The 12,105-nt window shown below is 58.5% G+C and carries 11 protein-coding genes; 3 read left to right on the top strand and 8 right to left on the bottom strand.

Annotated features, from left to right (window positions below; translation table 11 throughout):
- Window positions 1-2: 2 nt before the first annotated feature.
- Entirely contained in the window at window positions 3-536 is a 534-nt protein-coding gene (locus tag ACIQWS_RS13885; protein WP_346305195.1) for a L,D-transpeptidase family protein, read from the bottom strand.
- A 129-nt stretch (window positions 537-665) separates the two neighbouring features.
- Here ACIQWS_RS13885 and ACIQWS_RS13880 point away from each other — a divergent pair, with 129 nt between their 5' ends.
- Together ACIQWS_RS13880 and ACIQWS_RS13875 are read left to right on the top strand one after the other, a co-directional pair.
- Complete coding sequence (locus tag ACIQWS_RS13880) at window positions 666-1,349, top strand: response regulator transcription factor (protein WP_091879514.1); 684 nt, start codon at window positions 666-668, stop codon at window positions 1,347-1,349.
- Window positions 1,350-1,387: 38 nt separating this feature from the next.
- Window positions 1,388-1,846 carry a cyclic nucleotide-binding domain-containing protein gene (locus ACIQWS_RS13875; protein ID WP_403180100.1) on the top strand — a complete coding sequence of 153 codons (459 nt, stop codon included), beginning with the start codon at window positions 1,388-1,390 and terminating at the stop codon, window positions 1,844-1,846.
- A gap of 15 nt (window positions 1,847-1,861) precedes the next feature.
- On the opposite strand, the gene ACIQWS_RS13870 is transcribed toward ACIQWS_RS13875, so the two are convergent.
- From ACIQWS_RS13870 to tesB, 6 genes are all read right to left on the bottom strand, one after another.
- A complete protein-coding gene (locus tag ACIQWS_RS13870; RefSeq protein ID WP_403180097.1) occupies window positions 1,862-2,668 on the bottom strand; it encodes an exodeoxyribonuclease III in 807 nt (268 codons plus the stop codon).
- Between the two features lie 129 nt (window positions 2,669-2,797).
- Complete coding sequence (locus ACIQWS_RS13865; RefSeq protein ID WP_403180094.1) at window positions 2,798-3,466, bottom strand: outer membrane lipoprotein carrier protein LolA; 669 nt, start codon at window positions 3,464-3,466, stop codon at window positions 2,798-2,800.
- A gap of 210 nt (window positions 3,467-3,676) precedes the next feature.
- Entirely contained in the window at window positions 3,677-6,304 is a 2,628-nt protein-coding gene (locus ACIQWS_RS13860) for a DNA translocase FtsK (protein WP_403180091.1), read from the bottom strand.
- Between the two features lie 218 nt (window positions 6,305-6,522).
- Window positions 6,523-7,899: an ammonium transporter gene (locus ACIQWS_RS13855; RefSeq protein ID WP_346306074.1), complete on the bottom strand. Its 1,377-nt coding sequence runs from the start codon at window positions 7,897-7,899 to the stop codon at window positions 6,523-6,525.
- Window positions 7,900-7,925: 26 nt separating this feature from the next.
- Entirely contained in the window at window positions 7,926-8,264 is a 339-nt protein-coding gene (locus ACIQWS_RS13850) for a P-II family nitrogen regulator (RefSeq protein ID WP_346306075.1), read from the bottom strand.
- 253 nt (window positions 8,265-8,517) lie between these two features.
- Window positions 8,518-9,387 (bottom strand): acyl-CoA thioesterase II, encoded by an 870-nt coding sequence (tesB, locus tag ACIQWS_RS13845; protein WP_288192798.1) that lies wholly within the window; start codon window positions 9,385-9,387, stop codon window positions 8,518-8,520.
- A gap of 121 nt (window positions 9,388-9,508) precedes the next feature.
- Between tesB and ACIQWS_RS13840 the strand changes: the two genes are divergently transcribed.
- A complete protein-coding gene (locus ACIQWS_RS13840; RefSeq protein WP_403180084.1) occupies window positions 9,509-10,762 on the top strand; it encodes a ubiquinone biosynthesis hydroxylase in 1,254 nt (417 codons plus the stop codon).
- 15 nt (window positions 10,763-10,777) lie between these two features.
- Here ACIQWS_RS13840 and ACIQWS_RS13835 read toward each other — a convergent pair whose 3' ends face one another.
- Window positions 10,778-11,815 carry an aldo/keto reductase gene (locus ACIQWS_RS13835; protein WP_403180080.1) on the bottom strand — a complete coding sequence of 346 codons (1,038 nt, stop codon included), beginning with the start codon at window positions 11,813-11,815 and terminating at the stop codon, window positions 10,778-10,780.
- Between the last annotated feature and the right edge of the window lie 290 nt (window positions 11,816-12,105).

The raw sequence follows: 12,105 nt of genomic DNA, 5'->3' as shown, positions 1-12,105 counted from the left end.
CTTTAGCGCAAGACCCGGATAACCGTTTCCGGTGACAGAAATGGCAGCAACCGGTCCATATCCCGCCGGTTCAGGGCGATGCAGCCTTCCGTATGGGTATAGCCGGGCCGCGCCAGATGAAAGAAGATGGCACTGCCGCCGGAACGCCGCCTTGGCCTGATGTTCCAGTCCATGACGATGCAGACGTCATAGAGATCATCCTTGCGCCACATGGTTTCATGGCTGGCGTTGTAGGGAATGCGCACCTTGCGATTGTAATTGCGATCTTCGCCCACCTCGCACCAGCCGTCGGTGCGGCGCAACGCGTGCAAATTGAGGCCAGTCGGCGCGATCACCCGTTTGTCCGGGCGTTTGAAGCCATAGAGCAGCCGCATGCGCGCCAATGGCGTTCCCCCGTCGCCCTCGCGTTTGAAGGCGGTGATCCCGCCCTTTCCCAGGGCGCAGTGCAAAACCATCTGGCCAGCGATCAATTGCCCGCGGCTGCGGTGGCCGGGTTTGCGGCGAACATCGATCATTTTCAACGCAGTGCGACTCATACTTGCCTCATAAAAAGCATTTTTATGTCAGACTGATGCGCCGCATAAGCAATATCAAGCCAGTCCTCTTTCTTTCCGGAACAATTCGACTTAAATTCCAACCACTTCTTTGCACGGGCGGGAAACCATATGACAGCACGCACCATTCTTATCGTCGATGATGATACTGATCTTCGCGCCATCCTGGTCGAGCAGCTGAGCCTCTATGAAGAGTTCCAGATCATCGAGGAAGACAATGCGACCAAGGGTATCCAGTCCGCGCGCAATGGCGTCGTCGATCTCCTGATCATGGATGTGGGCCTTCCCGATATGGACGGGCGGGAAGCGGTCAAGCTTCTGCGCAAAGGCGGGTTCAAGGCACCCGTGATCATGCTCACGGGCCACGACACTGATTCGGATACGATTCTCGGCCTCGAATCAGGCGCCAACGACTATGTCACCAAGCCCTTCCGCTTTGCCGTGCTGCTGGCACGCATCCGCGCGCAATTGCGCCAGCACGAACAGAGTGAGGACGCAACCTTCGTTGTCGGCCCGTACACTTTCAAACCCGGCCAGAAAATGCTGATCGACGCCAAAGGCGGCAAGATCAGGCTGACGGAAAAAGAAGTCGCGATTATCAAGTATCTTTACCGTGCCGGCGGCAAGGTCATCACCCGTGATGTGCTGCTGGAAGAGGTCTGGGGCTACAATTCCGGTGTGACGACCCACACGCTGGAGACCCACGTTTACCGGTTGCGACAAAAAATCGAGCACGATCCGTCGAATTCAAGCATACTTGTTACCGAAAGCGGGGGATACAAACTCATTCCTTGATGCCGATCAGGTCAATCTAGGTATATGTCTGTTCTTACATGGCAATTGAAGATGATATTCGCATTCTGGAAACAGTGGGGCTGTTCGGGACATTCACCCGCGACCAGTTGCGTCTGCTTGCCTTTGGGACAGAGCGCCTCGTCCTGAGGGAAGGCCGTGAGCTTTACCGTGAGGGCCAGTCCGCCGATTGCGCCTATGTGATCGATCGAGGAACCATTTCGCTGTTCCGCGAAGGCCAGTCCGGGCGTGTCGTGCTCAAGAGTGTCGGCCCCGGCGCGGTTCTCGGCGAAATGGCGATCATTGCCCAGACCAAGCGCCTCACCAGCGCCATGGCGGACACGGAAACCGAAGTCATCCGTCTCAATCGCTCGCTGTTCCGGCGTATTCTTGAGGAGTACCCGGAAATTGCCGCCGCGCTCCATACCCAGATTTCCGCAGACCTAAGCGATATGATCGCGGCAATCAGCAGATATGAGCATCTGTTCGGCAGCCAGTAACGGCTCAAGCCATCTTTAATCCAGATTGAACCGGGCAATAACCGGCACGTGATCGGACGGACGGTCCCAGCCGCGCGCTTCGCGCAGGACGGTGATGCTGGCAAGATCATTTTCCAGATCCGGTGACCCCCAGATGTGATCGAGACGGCGACCGCGATCAGCCGCGGCCCAATCAGCGGCGCGGTAGCTCCACCACGTATAGATCTTTTCGTGCGGCGGAATGTAATGGCGCATCAGATCACTCCAGCCGCCGTTCTTGCGCAGGGCCTCGAAGGTTTCCGTCTCGATCGGCGTATGGCTCACAACTTTCAGCAGTTGCTTGTGCGACCATACGTCGGTTTCGAGCGGTGCAATATTCAGATCCCCGACGAGCAACGAGGCATGGCCATCGCCATAAACGGCATTCATCGCCTTCATTTCTTCGAGAAAGCCGAGCTTGTGCGCGAATTTCGGATTGATGACCGGATCCGGCTCGTCCCCGCCCGCAGGCACGTAGAAATTATGGATGCGTAGCCGCTTCGATCCGGCCGTGACAATCGTGCTCAGATGACGGCAATCGGCAATGTTGCAGAAACCCACCCGCGCCGGCTCCGACAACGGCCGGCGTGAGAGCGTGGCAACGCCGTGATATCCCTTCTGGCCGCTGATCTCGATATGTTCATAGCCGGCCATATGGAAGGCCTCACGCGGGAAGAGATCGTCGGGACATTTCGTCTCCTGCAGGCACAGGACATCCGGCTGGTGATCGCGCAGGAATTGCAGGACCAGATCAAGACGCAGGCGCACGGAATTGATGTTCCAGGTGGCAACGGAGAAAGGCATGGGGGAGGAATCTCGCGACAGAATGGATTGATGCGAGACTAGACCATCTCTGCTGCGATTGAAAATCGAAAGGCCGCTCGTCCACACGCGATTGGTGCAACGATGCGGCCCTGGGAACGATGAATGCGGTCAGCGCTTCATGGCGATGCGCGTGTAGTCGATTGTGAACATGTCCTTGGCGAACTTCACGTCCTTGCGGACATTGGTGATCATGACCGTCGTATCAAGGCCCTGCGCATCGGTGATCGTCCACTGGCGCAGTTCATAGGTCTTCGGGTCGAACATCATCTTGATGGTCGAGTTGCCGAAGACAGATTTGTCGCCGAGGACGATCGTGGTCATGTCGGGTTCTTCCTTTACGGACTTCACCCGGTCGCCGGTCAGGTCGATCTGGTCGGCGAGGAGCAGCTTCAACGGTGTCTTCGACAAGGGATAGAGATCCCACGTGTCGAGCTTGCGGTTGTTGATCACGACGGATTCACCGTCGGAAATGACACGGATCGGCGATGGCTTGTTGTAGGTGAAGCGAATCTTGCCTGGACGCTCGATATAGAACGTGCCTTCGGTTTGCTCACCGCGCGGACCGAACTGAACAAAGTCACCGGTCATCGTCTTCACGCTGGAAAACTGGTTGGCGATCTGCTGTGCGCCATTGATGGCGGCAGGTGCCGCCTGAGCGTTTGCCAGTCCGGAAATGCCAGTCGCGCCAAGAAGCAGCCCCATGCCAACCACGGAAGCCGCAGCACATGTCCGGGCAAAGGCGCCAATCGTGCGAAACGAAGCTTTGGTCGTTGTCATGGTGTTAGGTCTCCTGTCTTATTCTCTTGCTGTATACCCGGTCAGTTTGACCTGACTATGGCCGAGAAACGGCGGGAAACCGCAACTTGTTCCTCAAATTCGTGACGCATCGGCATACACACCGGTTACGTAACGCTGGATCATGCCGTTATGTAGTCATTCATTGCGCCCGTTACAGGACGCGCAGGCAAAAATGCTACGTAACGGCGCTTAAAAATCATCGTCCTGTGTCGGCACGAGAATGTCGCGCTTGCCTGCATGGTTGGCAGGGCCGACGATGCCCTCCTGCTCCATGCGCTCGATGATCGAGGCTGCCCTGTTGTAACCGATGCCGAGGCGGCGCTGGATATAACTGGTGGACGCCTTCTTGTCGCGCAGCACCACGGCAACAGCCTGATCGTAAGGATCATCCGAATCTTCAAGATTGGATGTCCCAGCCGGGCCACCGCCCATATCGTCTTCGTCGTCCTCTTCCGTGATCGCATCGAGATATTCGGGGACGCCCTGCAGTTTCAGATGATTGACGATCTTTTCCACTTCGTCGTCACCGACAAACGGTCCGTGCACACGCTGGATACGCCCGCCGCCCGCCATGTAGAGCATGTCGCCCATGCCGAGCAGCTGTTCGCCGCCCTGCTCACCCAGAATGGTACGCGAATCGATCTTGGATGTGACCTGGAAGGAAATGCGGGTCGGAAAGTTCGCCTTGATCGTGCCGGTAATGACGTCGACAGACGGGCGCTGTGTCGCCATGATCACGTGGATACCGGCAGCACGCGCCATCTGCGCCAGACGCTGGACAGCGCCTTCGATGTCCTTGCCGGCCACCATCATCAGATCGGCCATTTCGTCGATGATCACAACGATATAGGGCATGGGCTGCAGATCCAGCTCTTCCGTCTCGTAGACCGCCTCGCCCGTTGCCCGGTCGAAGCCGGTCTGCACGGTCCGGGCAATCCGCTCGCCCTTCTTCTGCGCCTGTTCCACCCGCTGGTTGAAACCGTCGATATTGCGCACGCCGACCTTGGACATCTTGCGGTAGCGGTCTTCCATCTCCTTGACGGTCCATTTCAGCGCTACGACGGCCTTCTTCGGATCGGTCACGACGGGCGTGAGCAGATGCGGAATGCCGTCATAAATCGACAGCTCCAGCATCTTCGGATCGATCATGATAAGACGGCATTGTTCCGGGGTCATGCGGTAAAGCAGCGACAGGATCATGGTGTTGATGGCAACGGATTTACCTGAGCCGGTGGTACCGGCAACGAGCAGATGCGGCATCTTCGCCAGATCGGCGATGACGGCCTCGCCATTGATGGTCTTGCCCAGCGCCAGCGCCAGCTTGGTCTTTGTCTGCTCAAAATCCCGGCTGGCCAGCAATTCCCGCAGAAAAACCATTTCGCGGGTCTGGTTTGGCAGTTCGATACCGATGGCATTGCGGCCCGGCACGACGGCAACACGCGCTGCAATGGCACTCATCGAGCGGGCAATGTCATCGGCCAGCGTGATGACACGCGACGACTTGATGCCCGGAGCCGGTTCCAGCTCGTACAGCGTTACGACAGGACCCGGGCGTACATGGATAATTTCACCCCTGACGCCAAAATCTTCAAGCACGCCTTCCAGCAGCCGTGCATTCTGCTCAAGCGCTTCCTTCGAAAGGCTTGGGTTGCGGACCACGTTCTTCGGTTCGCTGAGGAAATGCAGCGGCGGCATTTCAAATTCGTCGGATTTGATCAGGGATGTCTGGGCTTCGCGCTGCACGCGCGCGCCGGTCCGTGGGGCTGGGGCTGGGGTGGCGATCCGCGCCTTGCCGCCGGGTATTGCTGTCGGGCGCGCGGGCGCTGCCTGCGGCGCCCAATCATCCACCTCATCGTCTTCGCTGAAGGCGATCGGATCGTAGTCATCGGGTTCGTGACCGAAACCGTCATTGCCGATGTCGATTGACGGCGCCTCAATGCGCGGTGCTTCGTCATAAAAACCTGGCTCGCGGCGTGCCCCGTTCCGCCGTGCAGCCGGGGCATCGGCGAAGAGATCATCGTCATTGTGCCGTGCCGCCGCACTGCGCGCACTACTGTAAAGCCCGGCGCTGCGCCCGAACAGACGGCGGAAGAGGGCCTTGATGCTGAGGAACCAGTGGGTCAATGCGCCGAGCGCCAGCCAGCGGCCGCCTTCGCTTTCCTCGTCATCCTCGTCCTCGTCGTCAAAGTCCTCTTCCTGCGCCACGTGACGGCCGGATTTCTTGGCGACGACCGGCTCGCTGTCGCGATAGGTCAGCCCGCTGGCAAAGCCGAACACCCACAGCGTCGGCAAAGCGAGAACGGCGACCAGGATCATGGCCAGACCGCCGCGCGGGAATGTTCCGGTGAAGATCGCCGGGATTTTGAGAACCATGTCGCCAAAGACACCGCCCAGCCCGATGGGCATCGGCCAGCTTGCGGGAATGGTGAAGCAGCCGGCAATGGCCGCCGCCATCAGCGATGCGCCGAACCAGGCAATCGCCCGCCGCGGCAAACGGTCGACGCCGCGGCCGGTCAGCATCAGACCACCCCAGAACAGCGCCGGCATGAGCGCGACAACCGTCGAAAGGCCGAAAAACTGCATGCCAAGGTCGGCAAAAACCGCGCCGGCATAGCCAAGGGCATTACGAACCGGATTGGAAGTGGCGTGGCTGAAGCTCGGATCGATCACGTTCCATGTCGCAAGACTGCCAATGGCAAAGGCAACGAAACAAAACAGCGCCAATCCCCAGACAATCTGGATCTGCCTGCGGAAAAGGGTCGTCAACCCGTGCCGGTTTTCTTCGATCGCATAGGAGGCTGAATATCCTTGACGCATGAAATCTCGCCCTAAGTAAACGCACGCACGGCGGTCGTGAGTAACCGCAGATTCGATTCCCACGTTACGGCGCGGATGGTTAAGGGGGCATTAACCATGGCGAGCCCGAGCGAAATTACATTGGCGGAGTTGCCATCCCGGGTTCGACAAGCTTGCCTGCCGCAACAAAAAAGGCCCGGAAAACCGGGCCCTTTTCAGTTCCTGTCAAAAGTCGTCCATTAATTGTGGTAGGCCGCTTCACCATGCGAGGTGAGGTCGAGACCGATGGATTCGGCTTCAGCGGTCGGACGCAGGCCAACGACGACATCAACGATCTTGTAGAGGATCAGCGAACCGATGCCGCTCCAGACCAGCGTGACGAGCACGGCCTTGATCTGCACGAACACCTGCGCGCCCATGGTGACGCCTTCCGCATAACCGACGCCGCCAAGCGCCGTGCTGGTGAAGAAGCCGGTGCCGATGGCGCCGATGATACCGCCGATACCATGCACGCCGAAGACATCGAGGCTGTCGTCATAACCGAGCTTCGGCTTCACCACAGCCACCATGTAGTAGCAGATTATGCTGGCAATGGCGCCAAGGAAGATAGCGCCAACCGGACCGATGGTTCCGGCAGCAGGCGTTACTGCAACCAGACCAGCAACAACGCCGGATGCGGCACCCAGCATCGAAGCCGTCTTGCGGGCGAGCGCTTCGATCACAACCCATGCAATGATCGCACCGGCCGTTGCCGTGAAGGTGTTGATCATCGCCAGCGTCGCAATGCCGTTGGCCTCGAGAGCCGAACCGGCGTTGAAGCCGAACCAGCCGACCCACAGGATCGCAGCACCGATCATGGTGAGCGGCATGGAGTGCGGCGCCATCATGTCACGGCCAAGACCGGCACGCTTGCCGATGACGAGAGCACCAACGAGACCAGCAATACCGGCATTGATGTGAACGACCGTGCCGCCGGCAAAATCAAGCGCACCCCAGCCATAGATCAGGCCATTGGAATCCCAGACCATATGGGCGATCGGGAAGTAGACGAACGTGACCCAGAGAATGACGAACAGGATCGTTGCCGAGAATTTGATGCGTTCGGCAAAGGCACCGATGATCAGTGCCGGCGTAATGGCGGCAAAGGTCATCTGGAAGCAGATGAACACATACTCGGGAATACCAACGCCTTTGGTAAAGGTTGCGGCAACCGAAGCCGGCGTCACGCCGGAAAGGAAAACCTTGCCAAGACCGCCCCAGTAAGGGCTGGTGCCGCCGCCGAAGGCGAAGGAGTAACCGTAGAAAACCCAGATGATCATGACGACGGCAGCAATGCCGGTGCACTGCATCAGGACGGAAAGCACGTTCTTGGCACGGACGAGACCGCCATAGAACAGGGCAAGACCCGGAACGATCATGAACAGGACGAGGACGCTGGAGATCATCATCCAGGCGGTATCCCCTTTGTTGACAGTCGGCGCAGCGGCTGCGGCGGCATCCGCTACCGCAGGCGCCGCTTCCTGAGCGAGTGCGGCCAGCGAACCGAATGCGGTCAGCGCCAGCGAACCCAGAAGGGTACTGCGCACCGCGGATGTCAGACTGGTTGGAATTTTCATTATTTTCTCCTTAAACCCCAAATGACTCAAAGCGCATCGGTGTCAGTTTCGCCCGTACGGATACGGACGGCCTGATCAATGCTGAGAACGAAAATCTTCCCGTCACCGATCTGGCCGGTTTTGGCGGCTGTGGTGATGGCTTCAATGGCGGTGTCGACGAGCTCTGACGCGACAGCCACTTCCACTTTCAGTTTGGGAAGGAAGCTGACGGCGTATTCCGCGCCACGATAAATCTCGGTGTGTCCTTTCTGGCGGCCATAACCCTTCACCTCGGTGACGGTCAGGCCCTGGATGCCGACAGCGGTAAGTGCTTCGCGCACTTCGTCCAGCTTGAACGGCTTGATGATGGCCATCACAATTTTCATTGACTATACCCCTGCGCTAGCGCGGTACCCCTCAGGTGGAATTACCTGAACGGCAGCAACCCGCGTTGAACCCATCCCCTAAGCCTTGATGGCCCTTGGCGACTGGTGAGGAGTATTCAAGTTCCGTGCCAGACTCGAAAAATAATACTAAGGCATTGATTATATAGGGGTATTTTTATCAGTTCGGCAGTGCACAATACGTTATCCGGCAACATGCCTAAAAATTAGGCATTTCAATCTGCGTGGTCGATTTTCACTCGGCCGGATGCACACGAATTAGGCCTTCCTGAGCCGTCGAGGCAATCAGAGTGCCATCGCGGCTGTACAAGGCACCTCGATTGAAGCCACGGGCACCGGCAGCGCTTGGGCTGTCTGCCGTATAAAGCAGCCAATCGTCGAAATTGAAGGGGCGGTGGAACCACATAGCATGATCCAGGCTTGCGACCTGCAAATCTTTATCGAAAATCGAACGGCCATGGGCATAAAGCGAGGTATCCAGCAATGTCATGTCCGAGAGATAGGCCAGAACCGCCGCCTGCAGGGCGCGGTCATCTGGAACCGGCCCCGTTGTCCTGATCCAGACGTTCTGCTCCGGCGGCAGCTTTTCACGCGTGAAGTAATGGGTCAGGGACAGCGGCTTCATCTCGATGGGACGGTCCTGCTCCCAATATTTGCGCACATTGGCTGGCGCATTCTGCAGATACTGCTCCTTGAGGTCCTTGTCGCTCATCAGCTTTTCCGGCGCGAGAACATCGAGGGGTATCGGCTTTTGGTGCTCAAGTCCTTTTTCCTCGATCTGGAATGACGCCTCCAGCGAAAAAATAGCATGCCCGTGCTGGATCGCCACCACGCGCCGGGTGGTGAAACTCGCGCCGTCGCGGATGCGATCCACCTCGTAGATGATCGGCACTTTCGGATCGCCCGCACGCATGAAATAGCTGTGCAGGGAGTGGACGTGACGCTCAGGATCGACCGTGCGCTGCGCCGCCACCAAAGCCTGGCCGATGACCTGACCGCCAAACACCCGCTGCCAGCCGACCTGCGGGCTGCGACCTCGAAACAGGTTGTGTTCAAGTGTCTCGAGGTCGAGTATGGACAAAAGCTCTTTCATGGCATCAGACATGACGGGCGCGACTCCTGTTCGTACGGTCGGCATAATAGTGCCTGAATCCGCTTGCAACAGGAACAGGTGAACAAGTCAAGCGCCACGTCGGCGCAAGAGCAAAGGGAAACCGGAGGCAATCATGGCTGAAAGAACCCGTACACACACATCAGAAGTCTCCGGCAGCACCGATATCGTGATTGCGGGCGCCGGCTATGTCGGCATGGCGACCGCCGTTGCACTGAAATCTTCGGCGCCGCACTTGGCTGTCACAGTGATCGACGCGGCACCGGCCGGTGTCTGGCGCAAAGACACCCGCGCCTCGGCCATCGCCGCCGCTGCGAGCCGCATGCTCGACCGGCTCGGCTGCTGGGAGGAAATCCTGCCGAAGGCGCAACCGATCAACGAGATGATCGTCACGGATTCGCGCACCTCCGATCCGGTCCGCCCGGTCTTCCTGACCTTCAATGGCGAAGTCGAGCCTGGTGAACCCTTCGCCCATATGGTGGAAAACCGCGACCTCAACGCCGCCTTGCGTTCGAAAGCCGAACAGATCGGCGTCACCTTTATTGAGGGGACACCCGTCCATGGTTTTGACAATGGCGACGTGCACCTCACCGTGCGTTACGGCGATGACAAGACGCTGCGCACGCGCCTGCTGCTGGCGGCCGACGGCGTCAAATCGCGGCTGCGCGATATGGCGGGCATCAAAACCGTGAACTGGGAATACGGCCAGTCGGGTATCGTCTGCACGGTCGCCCATGTACGGCCGCATAACGGTCGCGCGGAAGAGCATTTTCTCCCCGCAGGCCCGTTTGCCATTCTGCCGCTGAGCGGCAACCGCTCCTCGCTTGTCTGGACCGAGCGCACTGCCGACGCGGAGCGGTTGATCAGGGAAGATGATTTCGTGTTCGAAGCCGAGCTCGAACAGCGTTTTGGCCTGAAACTGGGAGAATTGCAGGTCGAAGGACCGCGCAAGGCCTTTCCGCTTGGCCTGACGCTGGCACGCGATTTCGTCAAACCGCGCTTTGCGCTCATCGGCGATGCGGCCCACGGCATTCACCCCATTGCCGGTCAGGGCCTCAATCTTGGCTTCAAGGACGCAGCGGCGATTGCCGAGACCATTGTCGATGCCGACCGCCTCGGTCTCGACATCGGCTCCATCGCTGTGCTCGAGCGCTACCAGACCTGGCGCCGGTTCGACACGGTGCAGATGGGCGTGACCACCGACGTCCTCAACCGTTTGTTCTCCAACGACAACGTGCCGGTGCGGGCCCTGCGCGACTTCGGACTGGGTCTTGTCGAGCGCATGCCGCGGCTCAAAGGATTTTTCATCCGTCAAGCCGCGGGATTGTCGACCACATCGCCGAAGCTGCTTCAGGGTCAACCGATCTGAAGCAGCTTTCCCCGCTCAGAGCGGGCGGGGATAGGTGCGATGAATAGCCTGGATTTCACCAAGGATGTCCGGTGTCAGCGTCACATCAGCAGCGCCGATATCGGTCTTCAGCTGTTCAAGCGATGTGGCACCAATGATGACCGACGTGACGAACGGCCGGCTCAATGCAAACGCAATCGCGAATTGCGCAACATCAAGACCATGCTTGTGCGCAAGCGCAATATAGGCCCTGACGGCCGGATCGGCATGCACGTTGTTCCGCCAGAGATCCTGCAGCGCACCGCGGGTTCCCGCCGGCACCTTTCCATCCAGATACTTGCCGGTCACGACACCTGAGGCCAGGGATGAATAGGCAAGGAGCCCGACGTCTTCATGGTGGCTGACTTCCGCCAGATCCAGGTCGAATGCCCGCTGCAAGAGGCTGTATTCATTCTGAACCGAGACAACGCGTGGCAGGTCCTTGCGCTCGGCCAGCTTCAGCCATTGCGCAATCCCCCAAGCGGTTTCATTGGAAAGGCCGATATGGCGGATCTTGCCCGCCTTCACCATGTCACCAAGACCATCGAGCGCTTCCTCGATCTGTTGAACCACCTCGGCGCGATTCTGCTGATGTGGCGCATATTCCCAGCCGTTGCCGAAGTGATAATGCCCGCGAACCGGCCAATGCACCTGGTAAAGGTCGATATAGTCCGTCCGCAGACGTTTCAGACTGCCTTCAACCGCTTCCGCGATGGTGATCTTGCTCATAAGGCTGCCGCCGCGGATCCAGCTGTTGCGTCCGCCGCCGGCAATTTTCGTCGCCAGCACGAAGCGGTCGCGCTTGCCGGTCTTCTCAAACCAATTGCCGATATAGGTTTCGGTCTTGCCATAGGTTTCGGCGGTTGGCGGAACCGCATAAATCTCGGCCGTATCCATGAAGTTGATTCCGGCTTCCAGCGCATGATCGATCTGCGCATGGGCATCCGCTTCAGTGTTCTGCACGCCCCAGGTCATGGTACCAAGGCAAATTTCCGTGACGTCAATATCCGTCCGGCCAAGCTTTTTCAGTTTCACGGGGATTTTCCTGTTTTGAATTCACGAATCTTCGATTTCGAAGCCGAGCTTCTGCTGCAGCTTTCGGACACACTGGCCGCAGCAAGGGAGGTTTGAGCGGCGCCAGTGGACCTCGCCACCATAGCAATCAAATCCCGCTTTTCCATATCGTTTCGCAGACAGCACGACAAAACGATCAATTCTGGCAAATTCCGCCGCCGGGCCTATGATGCGGAACTGCTGCAACCCTGCGGCGTTACGGACAGGATGCAAGCAGTCTTAACCTAATCAATCAACCGAGGGAGAGTGTT

The sequence above is a fragment of the Phyllobacterium sp. NPDC097923 genome (assembly GCF_044760925.1).
Classification (GTDB): Bacteria; Pseudomonadota; Alphaproteobacteria; order Rhizobiales; family Rhizobiaceae; genus Phyllobacterium; species Phyllobacterium calauticae.
This window is presented reverse-complemented; position numbering and strand designations above follow the sequence as displayed.

Coding starts and splice junctions, on each gene's coding strand:
- ACIQWS_RS13885 (WP_346305195.1), bottom strand. CDS start 536: ATGAGTCGCACTGCGTTGAAAATGATCGATGTTCGCCGCAAACCCGGC.
- ACIQWS_RS13870 (WP_403180097.1), bottom strand. CDS start 2,668: ATGCCTTTCTCCGTTGCCACCTGGAACATCAATTCCGTGCGCCTGCGT.
- tesB (WP_288192798.1), bottom strand. CDS start 9,387: ATGTCTGATGCCATGAAAGAGCTTTTGTCCATACTCGACCTCGAGACA.
- ACIQWS_RS13850 (WP_346306075.1), bottom strand. CDS start 8,264: ATGAAAATTGTGATGGCCATCATCAAGCCGTTCAAGCTGGACGAAGTG.
- ACIQWS_RS13860 (WP_403180091.1), bottom strand. CDS start 6,304: ATGCGTCAAGGATATTCAGCCTCCTATGCGATCGAAGAAAACCGGCAC.
- ACIQWS_RS13865 (WP_403180094.1), bottom strand. CDS start 3,466: ATGACAACGACCAAAGCTTCGTTTCGCACGATTGGCGCCTTTGCCCGG.
- ACIQWS_RS13875 (WP_403180100.1), top strand. CDS start 1,388: ATGGCAATTGAAGATGATATTCGCATTCTGGAAACAGTGGGGCTGTTC.
- ACIQWS_RS13840 (WP_403180084.1), top strand. CDS start 9,509: ATGGCTGAAAGAACCCGTACACACACATCAGAAGTCTCCGGCAGCACC.
- ACIQWS_RS13855 (WP_346306074.1), bottom strand. CDS start 7,899: ATGAAAATTCCAACCAGTCTGACATCCGCGGTGCGCAGTACCCTTCTG.
- ACIQWS_RS13880 (WP_091879514.1), top strand. CDS start 666: ATGACAGCACGCACCATTCTTATCGTCGATGATGATACTGATCTTCGC.